Source organism: Lutispora sp. QWL-02, assembly GCF_058315355.1.
On the sequence record NZ_CM177762.1, the window covers coordinates 60,678 to 79,618 of the forward strand.

Below are 18,941 nucleotides of genomic sequence, written 5' to 3' on the forward strand. Positions count from 1 at the left end.
ATCTGCTTTTTATTTAATATTTTTTCTTATTTAATAACTTATATATTTGGTATGCTCCATAAATTATTACGGCTATAGTGACAATGTAGAACAGGGGTTTCATGCTTGCAATTATATTCACTATTTCATCCGTACTGCTTATCACTCCATAGCCCAGGTAGCACATGAACAGAGTCCAGGGAAAAATGCCTGCGAAGGTATACAGCAAAAACTTGCCTATGTTCATACTATTCATCCCCGCTATATAGGAAAAATAGTTTCCCAGGAAGGTAGGCCGCGAAAGGCATACGGTCCATTCCCCGTATTTATTGAATATATCGCTCACCTTTTTTATCTTATCCATTCTATTGCTGTAATATTTTTTGTAAAATTTAGTGGCAATGTTATTTATATGTCCTCCAATGTAATATGGTATCAGGGAGGCCGCAGTATAGCAGACGCTGCAGATCCCCACCAGCACCCAAAAATTCAATCCAAGCTGCTTGATGGCAAAGCCGCTGAAAATCAATATATACATGCCGGGAAAAGGTACGGAAGCGCCTTCCATAATCATTGCAAGCCCTGCATATAAATAGCTATGCCCTTGCATATGATATATGATCCCCATTATCTTTGATAAAGCAACGCTCATAATTTCTTGATACATATTATATCTTTCCATATCAATTAATTTTATTTAAAAATGCGACAAAATCTCATTTTATATTTTATACGAAAAAGATATTAATAATACTTCATCTATTATTTAACAACCACTCTATGATATGTCTTTTTGCCTTTTTTCAGCATCAGGGCTGCCTCCTTAAAATCATCCAAAGTGATTGTAAGCTCAATAGAATCCACTTTTTCATCATTCAGAAGAAGTCCGCCTTGGTTTATAAGCCTTCTGCCTTCACCCTTTGATGGTGCCAGGCCTGTAAAAACCAACATATCGATAATGTTCATGCCGGCTCCCAGCTGCTCCTTGCTTATTTCTGTTGCAGGCACCATGTCAAGGTTTCCGCCGCCGCCAAACAAAGCTTCTGCCGCATCACCGGCTTTTTTTGCCTCTTCTTCTCCGTGAACAAGCTTTGTGACTTCAAAGGCAAGAACCTTCTTTGCTTCATTTATCTTGTTTCCGGGAAGTGCTCCCAATCTTCTTACTTCATCCATAGGCAGGAACGTCAGCAACGCCAGGCATTTTTCAACATCTGCATCGTCAACGTTTCTCCAGTACTGGTAGAAATCATAGGGGCTGGTTTTATCAGGGTCAAGCCATACAGCTCCTGCCTGGGTTTTTCCCATCTTCTTGCCGTCGCTGGTGGTTAAAAGCGTAAATGTCATCCCGAAAGCAGGCACGTTGTCTACCCTCCTGATCAAATCGGCTCCGGATATTATATTGGACCATTGATCATCTCCTCCTAATTGCAGCTTGCAGCCATATCTTCTGTTGAGCTCTACAAAGTCATAGGATTGCATCAGCATGTAATTGAACTCTATAAAGGTAAGCCCTTTCTCCAGCCTGTTTTTGTAGCATTCGGCCGTCAGCATCCTGTTTACAGAGAAGTGCACTCCTATTTCTCTCAAGAAATCTACATAGTTGAGCTTCAGCAGCCAATTTGCATTATTCTCCATTATGGCCTTGCCGTCGCTGAAATCCAAAAACTTTTCAAACTGTACCTTAAATCTTTCAGCATTCTGCTGAATCTCCTCTTGAGTCAGCATCTTTCTCATGTCGGTCCTGCCGCTTGGATCTCCTACCATTGTAGTACCCCCTCCCAGCAGAGCTATTGGCCTATGACCGGCTTTTTGCATGTGGGCCATGACAATCATCTGTAAAAAATGACCTACATGAAGGCTATCCGCAGTAGCGTCAAATCCTATATAAAAAGTAACGGATTCCTTGCCCAATAATTCTCTTACCTCTTCTTCGTGAGTTACCTGCTGGATAAATCCCCTTTCTTTCAAAACATCAAAAACATTTCTCTTTTCCATTTTAATCATCCTTTCATTTCTATTATGCGGACTGATAACGATTGCGGAAGCTCCGACAAAAACAATAAAACCATCCATCCCATGTAGGGACGAATGGCTCGCGGTACCACCCTAATTGGCAAAATAAATGCCCGGCTCAACAGGATACAAATAATATCCCCTTCCCATATAACGGTAGAAGACTCCGTCCCGGCCTACTGAAAATTTCAGCCTGCAGCTCAAAGGTGTATTTCACAGATTGTGCCTTCCGGCTTGCACCAGCCGCCGGCTCTCTTTGAGGCATCTTTTCTGTTACTTCTCCTCGTCATCGCCTTTATGAACTTAATTATATATTTGAAAAAAGCTAATGTCAATAGATATTAATAGCATTCCCGGCGGTTAAAACTTCTTTTTAGGTACAAAATGCCCCCCCATGGAAGAACGTATATCAGTAACGGTAATAAATGCATTAGGATCAATTTTATAGACCGCTTTATATAGCTTTTGTATATGCCTTCTTTCCAGAATTATATTGAGCATATAGCTTTTGCCTTCCAGACCCATACCTTCAAATATTGTTACGCCAAAACCTTCATCCCTTAAGGTCTGAACAACATCTTCATAGTTTTCCTTCAAAATAACTCCTGCCGAGACTCTGCCCAAGGACAGCTTCTCTTCTATCTTCCCTCCAATGATATTACCGCATGCATAACCTAAGCAATATGCGATTATTAAGACAGGCTTGTTTATGTTTCCAACCACTTTTCCGAGAACTATGAGGTATATCATGACTTCAAAAAAGCCTAAAACTGCCGCTATGCGCCTGTTACCTTTTACTAAAAGTATTGTTCTTAGTGTGCCTATCGATACATCAAGTATTCTGGCAAAAAAAATAAATAATGCTTGTATTAATATGGTCATTTATTCCTCCTGCTTTCGCAAAAATATGTTCCACTGTATATACTTCTATCTGATTTGTGATTTTCCTTCATGATTAAATAAAATTTGCATCGATTGCCCTAAGAATTTTAATCCATCTAAGCCTTAATTTGATGCTCGTCAGCTTTTATATTTTTCATTTTAATATGCAAAATAAATATGAAAGCTGCATTATTTTTTGCAAGTTTTCATCACAAAATACTAAGGAGGTTGTTTATGTTAAAATATAGGAAAGCACTCGCCTTTACCTTATGTGTAATGCTTCTTGCAGGAGTATTTTCGGGCTGTACTAACCAATATACCAGGAGGATAGCCACGCCCAATGCTCAACAGAAGAATATGAGTCAAGTCCCCAATACTACCAACACTCCTAATACAAACCGAAGTCAGACGCCTAACAGTATATGGGGAAACACCAATCCAAACGGAAGAATATCGGCAAGCTCTGAAAAAGCTGATATAAGCTTTGGGAAGGTGACTGTGCCAAACTGCAACGTAAGGTCAGGACCAGGAACAAATTTCGGGACCATTGGCACTGTCACAGCCAATGATAAAATAAATGTTCTTGGCAAGGTCAATAATTGGTATATAGTTCAAATGCCGGGCAAAAATGATATAGGTTGTATAGAAGGCAAGTATGTGCAGCCTTATCCTTCCGGAACCGGTGCAAAGAAAATCCCAAGCGTTCCTCCACCAGTAACCGGAACCACTACACCCGGTACAACACCTTGGTCTCCTACTTCTCCGGGAGGTCCGTTAAACCCGAGCACACCCGGAACAGTTAATCCGGGAACTACAACACCAGGCACTCCGACTACGCCAGGCACCCCGACTGCACCGAACACTCCAAGCCAGGATACGACCGGAACAGGTGTAATGACTGCCGAGGAGAAAAGAATCCTTGAGCTATGCAATGCTGAAAGAGCGAAATCAGGCTTAGGTGCGCTGAAGGCAAATAATGATCTGACGAAGCTGGCTCGTATGAAATCAAAGGATATAGTTGACAAGGGCTATTTTGCCCATCAATCTCCGACCTACGGATCACCCTTTGATATGATGAGAAACTATGGAATATCCTATATGTATGCAGGAGAAAACCTGGCGCAAAATACAACAGCCGACAGAGCCTTCCAGGCATGGATGAACTCTGAAGGCCACAGAAAGAATATAATGAATCCTAACTTTACTGAATTAGGAGTAGGTATTGCTTCCATGGACGGCAGCAATACGTATACTCAGATGTTTATCGGCAAATAGAAAGGCTTGATAGCGATGTGCTGACGCAAAGCATCAGCTGAAGAAACCGCAGGATTGCTCCTGCGGTAGCTTACATAGATGCACTTCTATCGACTGCAGATCCTCTGCCCAACTCGTTTTCCGATGCTGCGATTATTACTGAGCAAGCAGTATCTCCTGTTATATTGACAGTTGTCCTTGCCATATCCAGCACCCTGTCTATTCCTGCAATAAGAGCCAAGCCTTCAAGAGGAAGGCCTACAGATTGGAGAACCATGGTGAGCATTATGAGCCCTGCGCCCGGAACACCGGCGGTACCTATGGAAGCCAAGGTTGCCGTAAGCACTATTGTAAATTGCTGCGCAATGGTAAGGTTGATTCCGTAGACCTGAGCTATGAAAAATGCGCAAACTCCTTGATATAATGCAGTTCCGTCCATATTTATCGTAGCTCCCAGAGGAAGCACGAAGCTGCTTATGGAGTTTGGCACCCCCATAGATTCAGCGCATTTCATATTTATCGGAAGTGTGGCGCTGCTGCTTGCTGTAGTAAATGCAAATATTTGGGCAGGAGCTACGGATTTGAAAAATTTGATAGGGCTGAATTTGCCGAGAATCTTCAAGGTACCTGAGTATACTATGAGCATATGAAGCAGGCATCCCAAATATACGACGACAATCACCTTAAGCAGCGGCAATAAAATCTTTGGCCCGTTTACGGCCACCACCGGAGTTATGAGAGCGAACACACCATAAGGTGCGAAATTCATTATAGCGCCTGTCATCTTGTACATGGCTTCGGCCAAGGATTCAAAGCCCCTCTGCAAGGATGCTCCCTTTTCCCCAATAGCCATTATGCTCCCGCCCAGCATTAAGGCAAACACTATTATCTGCAGCATATTTCCGTCCACAAGTGCTTTCAAGGGATTTGTAGGAATAATGTTCAATAGGGTATCCACAAACTTAGGCATTTCCTTAGCCTCTGCAACAGCATCTACGGGTATTGAATAACCCGCGCCCACATTCAATACATTAGCAAGTATAAGTCCTATGATTACTGCAAAAGCAGTGGTCAAAAGATAATATGCCAGAGTTTTTCCGCCTACCCTCCCTATTTTCTTTACGTCCCCCAAACCGGTAGTTCCTACAACCAGTGAAGCCAGCACCAAGGGCACAACTATGAGCTTGATAAGATTTAAAAATAATGTCCCGAAAGGCTTGATATAAGTGCCGGCAATGGCAGGGGAGCCTTGCAGTAATATACCCGCCACAATACCAACTATCAAAGCGATCAGTATCTTGGTAGAAAGACCCAGCTTTTTCATTAAGACACCTCCATTAATAATTTTACTCTCATATAAAGTATATATATCCGTCAATTATATTATGATATATAATAAAATGTTTGTCCATATATTATATAATGCCGCTTTTTCTATGGTTTTGTCGAGATATGTCTGTTTATGTATATTGTTATATTTATTCTCATTATTTAATATTTATACATTGCTTTCTGCCCGAACTCTTTAATTTTGTATAATGGATATGTACTGAAGAGCAAATTAATAATATAATAAGAAAGGCTTATATCGATTTATTCAGATAATATTATCAGCACTGGAGGTATAGAGAGTGAGACTGCGAAAAAAGCCTAAAGCACTGGGCACATTAGAAGAGAATAAGCATTTGATCATATTCAAACCGGAAGAGAAAAAGGGCTGCTGGAAGGATCACTTTGGCAATAGCAATCCTTTGCATGTAGAGCTTGGAACAGGTAAAGGAAAGTTCATAGTCGAGAATTCTTGCAGGTATCCGGATAAAAACTTCATAGGAGTAGATTCAAAGTATGAAGTGATATATATGGCGTTAAAGAGAGCGCTTGAGAGGGAAACAAACAACCTGGCTTTTCTTCCTTTCAACATTGAAAATATTGAACAGGCCTTTGATAAAAACGAAGTGGATTGCCTTTTCATAAACTTTTGCGACCCATGGCCAAAGTCCAAGCATGCCAAAAGACGCCTCACCAACATTAGATTTCTTGAAAAATACAAGCTGTTTCTTAAGGATGGTGCGCAAATTATTTTTAAGACGGACAACAGACCCCTTTTTGATTACAGCATCGATGAATTCAAGGCGGCTGATTTTGAAATCACAGATATCACATATGACTTAGCAGCAGAAAATGATCCGGAAAATGTTCCGACAGAATATGAAACAAAGTTTATGGAAAGAGGAGTAAAAATCAACAGGCTGAAAGCAATTTATAGGGTTTAGAGCTCAGGATTCCGTGTCTTTCAGCGGTTTCCCTCTCCTATTTGCCCATTTGCCTATTGATTTTTGGTGCACAAAATGATATCATTATATCGTAAAATTTGAATATATAGATATTAGGATAAATAATCAAAGATTTGAGGTGAAGATATGGAAGGAGATTTCAAGCAATATGCAGATACTGCAGAGTTGCTGAAGGTACTGGCTCACCCCGTAAGGCTGTGCATAGTGAAAGGCCTTATAGAGAAGGGCTCCTGCAATGTGAGCCATATGCAGGGCTGTCTTGAACTTCCCCAATCCACTATATCGCAGCATCTTCAGAAGCTTAGGGCTGCCCGAATAGTAAAGGGAGAAAGGAACGGCCTTGAGATAACCTATAGCATAGCTGATGAAAGAGTAGGCAAGCTTATTAATTCCCTGTTCAATGAATAACGAAATTTTTATTTTGAAAATTTAGGAGGCAAAATGATGGGCAAGAAAGTTTTAATAGTAGGCGGAGTAGCCGGTGGGGCATCTGCCGCTGCCAGGCTTAGGAGGCTTGATGAAAATGCAGAAATAATAATGTTTGAGAGGGACGGATATATTTCCTTTGCAAACTGCGGCCTGCCTTACCATATAGGCGAAGTCATCAAGGAAAGGGAGAAGCTTCTGGTCCAGACTCCCGAAGCCATGAATAAGAGATTCAACATAGACGTGAGGATCAACAGTGAAGTCACTTCCATCGATGCAAAAAATAAAAGGGTTATGGTAAAAAGTGCGGACAGGGGACTTTATGAAGAAAGCTACGATTATATAATACTATCTCCGGGCGCAAAGCCTATAAGACCTAATATACCGGGGATAAACAGCAGCAGAATATTCTCCTTGAGAAATATACCTGACACCGATAGAATCAAGGATTATGTGGACAATAAGAATATCCGCTCAGCTATAGTAATCGGCGGAGGCTTTATAGGAGTTGAAATGGCAGAAAACCTCGTTGAGAGGAACATAAAAGTAACTCTTGTAGAAGCAGCTCCCCATATACTGGCTCCCTTTGATTCCGATATGGTTGTCATCGCAGAAAAAGAGATGGAGCAAAAGGGCATAAAGCTTATGCTGGGCGATGGTGTTAAAGCCTTCTCAGAAGAAAATTCATCTGTCCAGGTGACATTGAACAGTGACAATACTCTGTCTGCCGATATGATCATATTAGCGATAGGAGTCACGCCTGATACGGGTTTCTTAAAGGATTCCGGCATAGAATTAGGGCCTAAGGGTCATATAATCGTAAACGATAGGATGGAAACAAATATTGAAGGCATATATGCAGTTGGAGATGCTATAGAGGTTGTGGATTTCGTCACCGGGCAGAAAACAGCCATACCTTTGGCGGGACCTGCCAACAAGCAAGGCAGGGTAGCAGCAGATAATGCAGCAGGCTTAAACAGCGTATATAAGGGGAGCCAGGGAACCTCGATACTCAAAATTTTTAACTTGACCGCAGCAAGCACAGGCGCCAATGAAAGAACCCTGCAAAGGCTTAACATACCTTACAGGACAATATTCCTTCATCCCAATTCCCATGCGGGATATTACCCTGACGCCCTTCCCATGACTATAAAGCTTATATTCAACGATGAAGGGAAAGTGCTTGGTTCTCAGATAATCGGCTATGACGGTGTGGATAAGAGAATAGATGTCATAGCTGCGGTGATAAGGCTTAAAGGTACTGTAAACGACCTGGCTGAGCTTGAATTAGCCTATGCCCCTCTTTATTCATCCGCAAAGGATCCTGTAAATATGGCAGGCTTTATGGCCCAGAACATTTTAAACGATATGACTTCCGTCATCACTCCTTCACAGTTCAAAGCCATGGATAAGGATGACTACATCCTCCTCGATGTGCGAACTGAGGAAGAGTTTGAAAACGGTCATGTAGACGGAGCTGTGAATATCCCTGTTGACAGCCTGAGAGACAGGCTCCATGAGCTGGACAAGGAAAAAGCTATAATTGAGTATTGTCAGGTCGGCCTGAGAGGCTATATCGCAAGCAGAATATTAAAGCAAAACGGCTTTAAGGCAGTAAATATCACAGGAGGCTATAAGAGCTTTTTCACAGAAAAATTCGAGCCGGGGAAAAGCGCAGCCGTAAATGACAGAGGAGAAGCCGTAAAGTCTTTTAGTCAAGGGCAGCCGGATAGGGAGCTTGATGCCTGCGGACTGTGCTGCCCGGGACCATTGATGCAGGTAAAATCTTGTATTGAAGAGCTCAATAAAGGCCAGGTGCTTAAGGTTACAGCTACCGACCCGGGCTTTTATGAAGATATAAAGGCGTGGACCAAAAGAACCAATAATGAGCTTATGAATGTACAAAAAGACGGAGGTAAAATAGTAGCACATATAAAAAAAGGCATGGAAGTTGCCCCCGCATTAAATAGCACCACCGCACCCATACCTGTAAAGGATAATAAAACCATAGTTGTATTCAGCGGGGATCTGGATAAAGCAATTGCATCTTTTATAATAGCAAATGGTGCTGCATCAATGGGTAAAAAAGTTACTATGTTCTTCACCTTCTGGGGGCTTAACATCCTTAGAAAGCACGATAAGGTCTCTGTGCAAAAGGGCTTCATGGATAATATGTTCGGCATGATGATGCCGAGAGGAAGCAAGAGATTAGGCCTGTCAAAGATGAACATGCTGGGTATGGGTCCGAAGATGATAAGAAGCGTTATGAAGAGCAAGAATGTAACCTCGCTGGAAGACTTGATTAAAGCAGCCATGGAAAGCGGCATAGAAATAGTGGCATGTCAGATGTCCATGGATGTGATGGGCCTGAAGCAAGAAGAGCTTATAGACGGAGTAAAAATCGGAGGAGTCGGCTATTACCTGGGTGAAGCTGAAGACTCAAACGTGAATTTGTTTATATAATTTCCTTTTTAGCCTCTAGCCGCTGGCTTCTAGCCCCTAGTATAAGGGTCACGAGTCCAGGGTCAACGAAAATGAGGGATACAAATTGATACGGAAGCTAAATTCATTAGGCGCTATTATGACTATATATAACGCATTAATTATTTTACATCAGTAAGCTTATATTAAATGATAAAAGCTATGTAACGTATTTATTGCAACTTATATAGAGAATAATCGTATGTGCAAGTAAATGCGAACTGCACATACGATTATTTAAATTGACATACTTTTATGCCCTGCGTCATTGATCGCGGTATAACTACCAGCTAGGCGGCGTCATAGCCCATATGGAGATACATTCATCATCATCATAGTTTTCATAAACATGAGCTTTAGAGCTGTCAAAATATATGCTGTCTCCTTCGTGCAAAATATGCCTTTTGCCTGCAATGATTACAACCATATTTCCCTTTATCACATATCCGCATTCTTCGCCATCATGAGAAATCGCTTCTTCAGCCTTATGAGTGCATCCGTTGAGCCTGATTAAAATAAATTCGATTTTTTTGTTGTATGTGGGAGTTAAGAACTCATATATCCTTGACCTATCATTGGTTACCAATGTTCGCCTTTCATCTTTTCTTATTAGAGTGGAGACCTCTTTTTCTTCATCAAAAAAATATCCCATTGTTACATCAAGTGCATTGACTATGTTCAACATCGCAACAATCGAAGGCACCACTTTATCTCTTTCAATCTGGCTAATCAGTCCGGTACTTAACCCCGACGTATTAGCGAGATCAGCAATGCTCATTTTTTTTGATTTTCTTAATTCTCTTATCTTAGGACCTATACCAGTCATAATTGCCCTCCAAGATTTATTTAAATAATATTATACCATTTTGACCTGTAAAAATATATTGATTTAAAATTCAATATATTAATAAAATATTTAATATATTGACGATTCAAAGTTTTTATTATATGCTTGTAGTATAAAAATATAAGGAGGTATAATTATGGGAAGCTTGATTAGACCGGATCAAACCTGGATATTATGGGCTATTTTAACCGGATTGGCTGCCGGGAGCATTTACTTAGAGGGAAAATACAGATGGGCCTCAAAAGTCACAAGTTCCATCATCGCTTTAGCAGGAGCTCTAATTTTATCCAACCTTCATATTATTCCTACGGAATCTCCAGTATATGATACTGTCTGGAGCTATATTATTCCTTTAGCAATTCCAATGCTTCTTTTCAATTGCAACATGAAAAAAATATGGAAGGAAAGCGGCAGATTACTGGGGATTTTTATTATTGGTTCATTTGGGACCGCATTAGGTGCATTTATAGGATACTTTGCTTTACATAAATATGTACCCGACTTAGGATATGTTGCAGCAATAATGACCGGGTCATATATAGGCGGCGGTGTAAATTTTGTTGCCCTATCTGATGCTTTTAATGTCCCAAGTGATATTATAGCTTCTGCAACAGTAGCGGATAATTTATTAATGGCTCTATATTTTTTTGTATTGCTGGCGATGCCGTCAATGCCTTTTTTCAAAAAGCATTTTTCTCATCCTTTAGTTGATGAAGTTGAGTCTTCAGGAATGATAGCTTTAGCATCCGAGAATCCAAGCATATCGAAGAAAACTGAAATTACAATTAAAGATATCGCATTTGTTATTGCCAGCTCATTTATAATAGTAGCTGTATCCGCAGAGGTTGCCGGTCTTTTTTCAAAAATTATTCCAACCGGCAATGCCTTTTCAAAAGCATTGAATTCATTGTTGGGAAATATGTACTTAGTATTAACTACAATAACAATGCTGCTGGCAACCTTTAAGTCCGAATTTTTCTCTTCATTGAGAGGAGCCCAAGAAATAGGCATGTTTTTTATGGCAGTCTTTATGGCAGTAATCGGTGTTCCTGCATCTTTATCTCAAATAATTTATAAAGCACCTTTACTCTTAGTATTTTGTGCCATTATGGTGCTTATAAACTTGCTGGCAACACTTCTTGGGGCTAAAATCTGCAAATTCAGTTTAGAGGAAGCAATCATTGCTTCCAACGCTAATGTAGGAGGCCCGGCAACCGCTCCCGCCATGGCAAGTGCTAAAGGTTGGACACCTTTAGTAGGTCCATCAATATTGGTTGCAGTGTTTGGATATATTATCGGCAATTATTTCGGTATTATAGTTGGTAATATTCTGATTTAAAACATTTTACGAACAGATGTAACTTTAGGAGGAAATACTGATAATGATATTTAATGGACATTCAGACATATTATCTGATATAAACTTAAAGAGGTTAAAGGGAGAAAAAGACGTTTTTAGAAAATACCATTATAAAAATTTTCTAAAGTCAGGGGTTAAAGGAGCCATATGGGTGATCTGGACCGATCCTGAGCATCTTAATAATCCGAAAGAAAGAACAGAACAAATTATAAAATCCATGTCAGAAGAATTTGCTGAAGCTTCTGATATACTAAATATTGTTAAAGAGTATAGCGACTTTGGCAGAGGGCTAAAAGAAAATAAAATAAACATTTTAATTGGTATGGAAGGCTTGTCTCATATCGAGGATAATATAGACCTGATAGAAGCTTACTATAATGACATAGGTTTAAGACATGCCTCCTTAACATGGAATGAAAGAAATATGTTAGCTTCCGGAGTGAATGATGCCGCAAACGGGGTCACCGACTTAGGCAAAAAAGCTATAGAAAAAATAGAGAAGCTGGGCATCCTTTTAGATGTATCGCATCTGAATGAAAAGTCTTTTTGGGATGTAGTCAATATAGCTTCAGGGCCTATCATTGCCTCTCATTCAAATTCTAAAAAATTTGCAGATGTAAAGAGGAACCTTGATGACAACCAGCTATCAGCTATCGCTAAAAGCGACGGATTAGTAGGGATCAACGCATGCAGCGCCTTTGTCAATGATGATAAAAATAAGCAGGGAATAGATGATCTAATCGATCAAATCAGCTATATAAAAGAAATAATAGGGATAGAGCATGTTGGATTTGGTTTTGATTTTTGCGATTTTCTGCCTGTGTCATATGTAGGGCTGCCGGACCCAAGAACCAACTCTATCACCGTAAAAGCGCTATCATCAGAAGCCGATATATTAAATCTCATCAATCGGATGAAGGAACGAGGATATACCCAAGAAGAAGTGGATTTAATATCTTACAAAAATTATGATAATTTGCTTAAAAAAGTTATGAAATAGGCATAAATTTGCTGCAATGCCGCATCCCGTCAATAGTATCATCAAAAAAGAAGTTAACTTTATTTGTTAACTTCTTTTTTAACATTATTGTTCTATTGTGAATGTATATTTCAATTCCGGATTTATGGGGTTTCCGGCTTTATCCTTGAGGAACAGCCTTATATTATGCTCTCCTTTGTAAAGCTTGTAATCTATTGTATGAGTGATCATCCCTGTTTCCGGATTATACACTGCTTTTACCTGGACGTTATTGAGCAGGAATCTTATAGATTTAGGATCGATGCCCTCACCTTTATCCTTTACCTTTATATTGATCTCCGAAGGCTGAGCCTCAAGCTTCGCACCGGCTGCAGGATTCAATTCCAAAGCTTCAGGATTGTAGATATCCGGTCCCGGTTCATATAGTGCGATCAAGTTATCGAAATAAACTGCGCCCTCCGTCTTGTTCTCCTCCAGAGGCTCTGCTATATATATCTGCTCAAATGCAATTGGGAATTTCTCATCCTTTGGAATTTCAGCATATACATACTTCCATCCCTTCCAGTTGAAGCCGCCCTGGTTCGTAAAGTTTACAAGCTTTTTCTCGCCTGCGCTGTTAGTATAAACGCCTCTGAGCCAGTGTGCACCGCCATCTCCATAAGCCCACAAGCCTATCTCCAATGGCTTGCCCGGGGCTTTCACAGGTGTCTTCAGGTTAACATAGGCCGCAGCAGTGCCGGTTTGCCCAACTGCCATATTATATGCCAGCTTTAAGGCTGCTTTGCCCTGCTTTACAGGTTCCTTATCAGCAGTGGTCTTTCCGGATGCTTCAGCTCTTATACTGCTTATCTCGATATTATCTGTCTTTTCAAAGCTTTCCAGTACTACAGGCGTATTTCCTACCCGTGCCTGGACATCCGCCGCTACCTTATCCAGTTTACCGATTATCTTTCCTTCTTTTTTATTCTGGCCTGCGGTAAATACTCCAGCCTTATCGACTGTTCCTATCTCACCGCTGACAGACCATTTCACCGCAGAAGGGCTTATCACGATTTGCTGTCCGTTCTCATCATAAGCCTCCACCTCCAGCTGAACCTTCTGCCCCGGGTCCAGGCTGACATAGTCATTTGTTATCTTAAGGGAAGCAGCCTTATCATATACCTGCACTTCTATCCTGCTCTTTGTGCCTCCCGAAGAGCCATCTATAAAGCCCTTTCCTGCTTTTGAAGCCGCTGTAAACATGCCATCTTCATTTATCTTGCCTATGCCCTTGCTCAGGGTGTATTTTATAGCGTCGGCTTGAATATCCACCCTGTTGAAATACTGGTCAAGCGCATATGCGCTTGGTGTAAAGGTACTGTTTTTGTATATTTTCAGAGTATCCTGATTAAATCTTACATGCATCGGCTTTGATTTAGGTGCATAGGACAGTATCTGTATGGAATTGGAAATGCTTCTCTCTCTTCCGTCTGAGGGTGAATTCACCAAAGCCGGTTCAAAACGGCCTTGAGTTCTCACTACCATAGATGTAGAGCCGCCGCCATCCAGATTTATTGCATTTTCCATGCCTTGGCTGGACAAATATTCAGCGAACTCATAAAGAGTCATCCCATCGCTGAAGTTTTTCTGTCTTCCGTCCACCGTCACCATGACCACCGAACCGCCTTTGATGGCTATGGCAGTCCTGGGATGTCTTACCTTTGCATCGCTTGCCTTGGCTATCTCTTCTGACAGCTGGCCGCCTTTTAAAAGTTGCGTATTGCCGGATACCGCATATTTTATATTATTCCTGCTGAAGTTTACACTGAAGCTTACTTCATCGCCTTCCTCCAGTGAATTAAGAAAATCAGCGGCCATGCCTTGTCCTGACAGTACGATTCCGTCTTCCGGGATCTGAGCATCCTTTACATCCTTATATATTGTATGTACATAGCCCTTGTATTCTTGATTGCCTTTGATAGGAAGCTCAATCCCCTTGACCACGACTTCCGTTCCATTGCCTTTCGTGTTGGTAAGACCTGCGAAAGCCGATGTGTATAATATAAGCTGGTTATCCCATCTTACCCTGTTCACTCCTGCTATAGAATAGCTGACATCTTTGACCTGGACCGACCCTTCCATCATCAACAGATCTATAAAGCAATTGCCCTGGTCACTGACTCCAAAGATCGTGCTTTCCGATAAAGCGGTTTTTATTTCTCCATCAATGATACTGGTCCCCGAAGTCAAGCCTCTAAGCTCATTGGTGTAAAAAAAGTCACCATTTACAGCCCCTAAGACTCTGGTATCATCGCTGTATTTTTTCTGGGCCTGCTTTGATACGGTTTCAGTACCTACGGCTTTGCCGCTGTCTGAAGCCTCAATTTTTATATATTCAGTCCCTATCAGGGTTTCAACCATATTGATGCTGAATATACCCTTTGGAGTCACCCAGGCAGCCCTCTTGTAATGAGTGCCCGGCCCTATCTGCTGGCTGCTTTCCGAGTAGCCCCCTTCCCCATCCGCATAAAGCATTGTGGAAAAAAGCAGGGTAAATGCCAGAAGCAAACACAGAGCCTTCTTTGCTGTAAATCCTTTCTTCATATAAATTACCTCCTGTGCTTCAATGATTCTATTCTATTGTACCATTAAAGTTGGACGTATTATATTTCGTGTTTGTTACAAAAAAACGAAATATGGAGAACGATGAACACAGATTTGCACGGAGAAAAGTAGGAAAATGGAGGAACGGAAACCACGGAAAGACACGGAAATTTCACAAAAAAACACGGAAGGATATTTTTATCCAAAGAAAAAATAATCCGCCGTGTTAATCCGTGAAAAAATCCGTGCCAATCCGTGTTCCCCGTATTCCTAAACTCCAGAGGAATACCCTAGCCCCTGAGTTCTGAACTCTGAATCCTGAGTTCTAAAACCCGTTCACCAATTTATTCGTTCAGGTTAATATCTGCCAGAAGCACTCCCTGAACCGTTCCTTCCTCGTATAGCGGAATAGATATAGTAATATTATAGTGATTGGTAAGTACTGATATGTACTCCTTGCTCACATATGTTTCTCCGGCCATGGCTCTTTGGAAGAATGCTCTGGCGCTGCAGTCTCTTTGCTCTTTCGGAACTACCGGGCTGGCAAATTTAATGACCCCGTTTTTATCCACCAATGCCACTAATTCGACATAGTCCAGTTCCTTTCCCCTGCCGGCTAAAAGCTCATTTCCTTTATCTTCATCCATATGCAGGAGCCTGTCAATTTTGCTGGTCTCAATGAGCATTTTCTTTACGGTCTCCACTTTAGCTTTCATCGCATCGGTAATCACAAAGCCCTTCATAAAGTTTCCTATTATATTATTGCTGTACTCGATGGCATCACTAAGATTTACTATGGAATCATACATGGTTTCTATTATCGAAAGCTGCTCCTGTGTGGAGGCCGTTATTTCCTCAACCACTGCCGCATTTTGCTGAGTGGCATCATTTATTACCTCAACAGCATAGGTTATCTCATTTATTTTTGCTTTCTGCCCTTCAGTAAGGTTTACTATAGCCTCTGCGGCATCCATATTTTTTTCAACAGCCTTGTTTATATCTTCAGATTTCTTTAAAGCCTTTACCGCATAGGCTACATTATTCTCTACAACCTCAGTTTCAACCCTTATACTCGACGACAGCCCTTCAATTTCTTTTATTATGCTTTCGATGAGGGTCTTTATCTTCTTGGCAGAACCTGAGGAGTCATCCGCCAGCTTGCTCACCTCTCCCGCAACTACTGCAAAACCTCTCCCGGCCTCCCCTGCCCTTGCAGCCTCTATGGATGCGTTCAGGGCCAAGAGGTGAGTCTGAGATGCTATGGCTTCTACCGCTTCGGTTATTATACTTACCTGCCGTATCGAATCATTAAGCTCCGTTATATCTTTTAATACTTTATCGTTATATTCTTTTACCTCTTCTATTTTTTTGAAAGCTTCTCTAAAAGTCTCAAAGCTTTCATCGACTACTGTTTTGGAATTCTTAGCCGCATTCAGGGATGCCTTGGCATTTTCATAAATATCGTTCACGCCATAGGAAAAGGTCTCTATGCTTTCCTTGACGCTGACTGTTGACTGCGCTTGATTGTTGACTGCTTCAGATATATTCTGCACTGTGGAAGCTATCTCTCCGGATGTGACTCTCAAGCTCTCTGCCTGGCTTTTCATAGTTTGAGATTCCTTAGTAGTCTTTTCCGATAAATTCACATACTGGCCTGTCAGATTTCTTATCTTGTCCAGGTATTCATTAAACTTATCTCCGATTCTATTGATGACCTTTATATTGGACTTTTTTATGTTTATATTAAGCTGACCGCTAACGATTTTACCCAGGTTGTCATGCATGCGCTTTGCTCCGCTGCTGATAACATATATGAAAATTATTTTCATAGCTACCAGTGCGGCCACAAATACTGACAATAAGATTATATTATCTCTCATAATGATTGCAAAAACACCCAGTATTATGCTGAACAATATATAGCCCAACCAAAGACCTGTCATAATCATTCCTCCCATATCTTACTAACATCAATTATATTATACATTTAACGACATCAATAATAAACACCTTATATAAATATCGACAATATTTCCCGGGAAATAATACATTATTATGAAAAATCAGTGCCAAGCAGGCAAAAATGCTTAAAATCCCCTGCAAAAAAACAGGCCCCCGCATCACTTGTGAGCAAACTTGGCTCTTTATGACACTGGTTCCCGAATGGCCTTTATATCTTAGTCTTATGAATTACGGAAGCAGGGCTTACAATACCTGCAATGTTTACGCTGTGGTCACTTATTCTTTCAAGATTTGTTACAATATCCAAAAATATTACCCCTGCATTTATATTGCATTCGCTATTATTCAGACGTCTTATGTGGCTTTCTCTCAGTCCGTCCCTCAACTCATCGACCCGTTCCTCATATTCATTTACTTCTTTAACCTTTTCCTTATCCTCATTTTCTAAAGCTGTTAAGGAAGTTTCTATAGCTTTGTCCACAACGCCGTATATTTCCTTCAGTTCTTCAATAGCAGTGCTTGAAAAAACAATCTTATTGTCAATCTTAAACTGGGCAAGCTCAACCAGATTCTCCGCGTGATCCCCGATCCTCTCAGCATCATGAACAGTATTGAACAGCGCCGCAACACGGTTTGATTGCTCAGAGCTTATGGCTGTACTAGAAACAGCAAGCAGATATTCTGTAATTTTTTTCTCCAGCGCGTTTATGGCTTTCTCATTGGAATAAACCTCTGCTATAAGCTTCTCATCCTCGGTCAATATGGCATCTATGGATTTTCTAACATTTGATCTTGCTATTTCAGCCATTCTGATTATTTCCTTCACTATCTGCACAACGGCGACAGAGGGGGTTTCGAGTATTCTCTTATCCAGATATACAAGTTTGGTAGGATCCTCGGCTTCTTTACCGGGTATAAGCTTAGTAACAAAGGCTACCAGGAAGCCTGCAAAGGGCAGTTGTATTGCTGTATTTACCAGATTGAAGAATGTATGTGCATTAGCTATTTGCCTTACCTCACTTAAGGAGGTCATCTTGACCAATTGTGCCATCGGTCCGAGTATCAGCAGGAATATTATTGTACCTACTATATTGAATATAAGATGCATCATGGCTGCCCTCTTAGCAGTGAAGTTTGCTCCTATACTGGCTAATAATGCAGTAACGCAGGTTCCTATATTGTCTCCAAACAAAATAGGCAATGCGGCTTCTATAGGAACAAGTCCCTGCAGAGCCAGTGCCTGAAGAATACCTATAGTAGCACTGCTGCTTTGAATTACAGCCGTCAATATAAAGCCTGCAAGAACTCCCAATAAAGGGTTGTGCTGCAAATCAACCATGAACTGTGTAAACTGAGGAATGTCTTTTAGAGGCTTCATAGCGTCACTCATAGAATTCATTCCTAAGAAAAGCAAGCCAAAACCAAGAAGAAGCTCTCCAAGCTGCCTGTTGGATTTCTTCTTTGCAAACAGCACCAAGGCTGTTCCTGCTATCAAAGCATAAGGAATAATATTGCTGAACTTAAAGGCGATTAATTGAGCTGTCATGGTAGTACCTATGTTAGCTCCCATTATAACACCTACAGATTGGCTCAAGTTCATTATGCCTGCGTTGACAAGACCCACTACCATTACTGTAGTTGCACTGCTGCTTTGGATTATTGCAGTTATTGCCGTACCTACTAAAACAGCTAAAAATCTGTTTCGGGTAAGGACCTCCAGCAGCTTTTTCATCCTGTCGCCTGCGGCTTTCTGCAAAGCATCGGACATAACCTTCATGCCGTATAGAAATATGGCTAAGCCCGCAAATAAGCCGAGTATCATACTATAACCCAAAATTACACCTCCAACAAAAAATATACCATCATAAGTATATTAGTATA

At 41.0% G+C, this 18,941-nt stretch carries 14 protein-coding genes and 1 other annotated feature; of the genes, 6 read left to right on the forward strand and 8 right to left on the reverse strand.

Annotated features, from left to right (window positions below; all coding sequences use genetic code 11):
* Positions 1 to 13: 13 nt before the first annotated feature.
* From AC4HCY_RS00285 to AC4HCY_RS00295, 3 genes are all read right to left on the reverse strand, one after another.
* Positions 14 to 646, reverse strand: coding sequence for a DedA family protein (locus AC4HCY_RS00285; RefSeq protein WP_323433809.1), 633 nt, complete (start codon positions 644 to 646; stop codon positions 14 to 16).
* 95 nt (positions 647 to 741) lie between these two features.
* Complete coding sequence (gene tyrS / locus AC4HCY_RS00290) at positions 742 to 1,974, reverse strand: tyrosine--tRNA ligase (RefSeq protein WP_323433808.1); 1,233 nt, start codon at positions 1,972 to 1,974, stop codon at positions 742 to 744.
* Between the two features lie 82 nt (positions 1,975 to 2,056).
* Positions 2,057 to 2,291, reverse strand: a binding site (T-box leader).
* Positions 2,292 to 2,352: 61 nt separating this feature from the next.
* Positions 2,353 to 2,874, reverse strand: coding sequence for a DUF2179 domain-containing protein (locus tag AC4HCY_RS00295; RefSeq protein ID WP_491095138.1), 522 nt, complete (start codon positions 2,872 to 2,874; stop codon positions 2,353 to 2,355).
* Positions 2,875 to 3,108: 234 nt separating this feature from the next.
* Here AC4HCY_RS00295 and AC4HCY_RS00300 point away from each other — a divergent pair, with 234 nt between their 5' ends.
* Entirely contained in the window at positions 3,109 to 4,149 is a 1,041-nt protein-coding gene (locus tag AC4HCY_RS00300; protein WP_491095139.1) for a CAP domain-containing protein, read from the forward strand.
* A gap of 70 nt (positions 4,150 to 4,219) precedes the next feature.
* On the opposite strand, the gene AC4HCY_RS00305 is transcribed toward AC4HCY_RS00300, so the two are convergent.
* Positions 4,220 to 5,452, reverse strand: a complete 1,233-nt coding sequence (locus AC4HCY_RS00305) for a dicarboxylate/amino acid:cation symporter (protein WP_323433805.1) — start codon at positions 5,450 to 5,452, stop codon at positions 4,220 to 4,222.
* 307 nt (positions 5,453 to 5,759) lie between these two features.
* On the opposite strand from AC4HCY_RS00305, the gene trmB reads away from it, so the two are divergent.
* The 3 genes from trmB (at position 5,760) to AC4HCY_RS00320 (ending at position 9,311) form a co-directional block, all read left to right on the forward strand.
* The gene (trmB, locus tag AC4HCY_RS00310; RefSeq protein ID WP_491095140.1) at positions 5,760 to 6,401 is read left to right on the forward strand and encodes a tRNA (guanosine(46)-N7)-methyltransferase TrmB; all 642 of its coding nucleotides are present in this window, start codon (positions 5,760 to 5,762) and stop codon (positions 6,399 to 6,401) included.
* 147 nt (positions 6,402 to 6,548) lie between these two features.
* Complete coding sequence (locus AC4HCY_RS00315; RefSeq protein ID WP_323433803.1) at positions 6,549 to 6,830, forward strand: ArsR/SmtB family transcription factor; 282 nt, start codon at positions 6,549 to 6,551, stop codon at positions 6,828 to 6,830.
* Between the two features lie 36 nt (positions 6,831 to 6,866).
* Positions 6,867 to 9,311 carry a DsrE/DsrF/DrsH-like family protein gene (locus tag AC4HCY_RS00320; protein ID WP_491096059.1) on the forward strand — a complete coding sequence of 815 codons (2,445 nt, stop codon included), beginning with the start codon at positions 6,867 to 6,869 and terminating at the stop codon, positions 9,309 to 9,311.
* Positions 9,312 to 9,612: 301 nt separating this feature from the next.
* On the opposite strand, the gene AC4HCY_RS00325 is transcribed toward AC4HCY_RS00320, so the two are convergent.
* Entirely contained in the window at positions 9,613 to 10,155 is a 543-nt protein-coding gene (locus tag AC4HCY_RS00325; protein WP_323433801.1) for a helix-turn-helix domain-containing protein, read from the reverse strand.
* Positions 10,156 to 10,312: 157 nt separating this feature from the next.
* Here AC4HCY_RS00325 and AC4HCY_RS00330 point away from each other — a divergent pair, with 157 nt between their 5' ends.
* Both AC4HCY_RS00330 and AC4HCY_RS00335 read left to right on the forward strand, forming a co-directional pair.
* A complete protein-coding gene (locus AC4HCY_RS00330) occupies positions 10,313 to 11,515 on the forward strand; it encodes a DUF819 family protein (protein WP_323433800.1) in 1,203 nt (400 codons plus the stop codon).
* Between the two features lie 43 nt (positions 11,516 to 11,558).
* On the forward strand, positions 11,559 to 12,536 hold the full coding sequence (locus tag AC4HCY_RS00335) for a dipeptidase (RefSeq protein ID WP_491095141.1): 978 nt from the start codon (positions 11,559 to 11,561) through the stop codon (positions 12,534 to 12,536).
* Between the two features lie 84 nt (positions 12,537 to 12,620).
* Here AC4HCY_RS00335 and AC4HCY_RS00340 read toward each other — a convergent pair whose 3' ends face one another.
* The 3 genes from AC4HCY_RS00340 to AC4HCY_RS00350 all read right to left on the reverse strand — a co-directional run bounded on the left by AC4HCY_RS00340 (position 12,621) and on the right by AC4HCY_RS00350 (position 18,894).
* Positions 12,621 to 15,098 carry a phosphodiester glycosidase family protein gene (locus tag AC4HCY_RS00340; protein WP_491095142.1) on the reverse strand — a complete coding sequence of 826 codons (2,478 nt, stop codon included), beginning with the start codon at positions 15,096 to 15,098 and terminating at the stop codon, positions 12,621 to 12,623.
* Positions 15,099 to 15,442: 344 nt separating this feature from the next.
* Positions 15,443 to 17,041, reverse strand: a complete 1,599-nt coding sequence (locus AC4HCY_RS00345) for a methyl-accepting chemotaxis protein (protein WP_323433797.1) — start codon at positions 17,039 to 17,041, stop codon at positions 15,443 to 15,445.
* A 227-nt stretch (positions 17,042 to 17,268) separates the two neighbouring features.
* Positions 17,269 to 18,894 carry a Na/Pi cotransporter family protein gene (locus AC4HCY_RS00350; RefSeq protein ID WP_323433796.1) on the reverse strand — a complete coding sequence of 542 codons (1,626 nt, stop codon included), beginning with the start codon at positions 18,892 to 18,894 and terminating at the stop codon, positions 17,269 to 17,271.
* Positions 18,895 to 18,941: the final 47 nt, after the last annotated feature.

What these genes read in the sequence shown, in the direction of transcription:
- AC4HCY_RS00285 (WP_323433809.1), bottom strand. Translation starts at nt 646, where the DNA reads ATGTATCAAGAAATTATGAGCGTTGCTTTATCAAAGATAATGGGGATC.
- tyrS (WP_323433808.1), bottom strand. Translation starts at nt 1,974, where the DNA reads ATGGAAAAGAGAAATGTTTTTGATGTTTTGAAAGAAAGGGGATTTATC.
- AC4HCY_RS00295 (WP_491095138.1), bottom strand. Translation starts at nt 2,874, where the DNA reads ATGACCATATTAATACAAGCATTATTTATTTTTTTTGCCAGAATACTT.
- AC4HCY_RS00300 (WP_491095139.1), top strand. Translation starts at nt 3,109, where the DNA reads ATGTTAAAATATAGGAAAGCACTCGCCTTTACCTTATGTGTAATGCTT.
- AC4HCY_RS00305 (WP_323433805.1), bottom strand. Translation starts at nt 5,452, where the DNA reads ATGAAAAAGCTGGGTCTTTCTACCAAGATACTGATCGCTTTGATAGTT.
- AC4HCY_RS00315 (WP_323433803.1), top strand. Translation starts at nt 6,549, where the DNA reads ATGGAAGGAGATTTCAAGCAATATGCAGATACTGCAGAGTTGCTGAAG.
- AC4HCY_RS00320 (WP_491096059.1), top strand. Translation starts at nt 6,867, where the DNA reads ATGGGCAAGAAAGTTTTAATAGTAGGCGGAGTAGCCGGTGGGGCATCT.
- AC4HCY_RS00325 (WP_323433801.1), bottom strand. Translation starts at nt 10,155, where the DNA reads ATGACTGGTATAGGTCCTAAGATAAGAGAATTAAGAAAATCAAAAAAA.
- AC4HCY_RS00330 (WP_323433800.1), top strand. Translation starts at nt 10,313, where the DNA reads ATGGGAAGCTTGATTAGACCGGATCAAACCTGGATATTATGGGCTATT.
- AC4HCY_RS00335 (WP_491095141.1), top strand. Translation starts at nt 11,559, where the DNA reads ATGATATTTAATGGACATTCAGACATATTATCTGATATAAACTTAAAG.
- AC4HCY_RS00340 (WP_491095142.1), bottom strand. Translation starts at nt 15,098, where the DNA reads ATGAAGAAAGGATTTACAGCAAAGAAGGCTCTGTGTTTGCTTCTGGCA.
- AC4HCY_RS00345 (WP_323433797.1), bottom strand. Translation starts at nt 17,041, where the DNA reads ATGACAGGTCTTTGGTTGGGCTATATATTGTTCAGCATAATACTGGGT.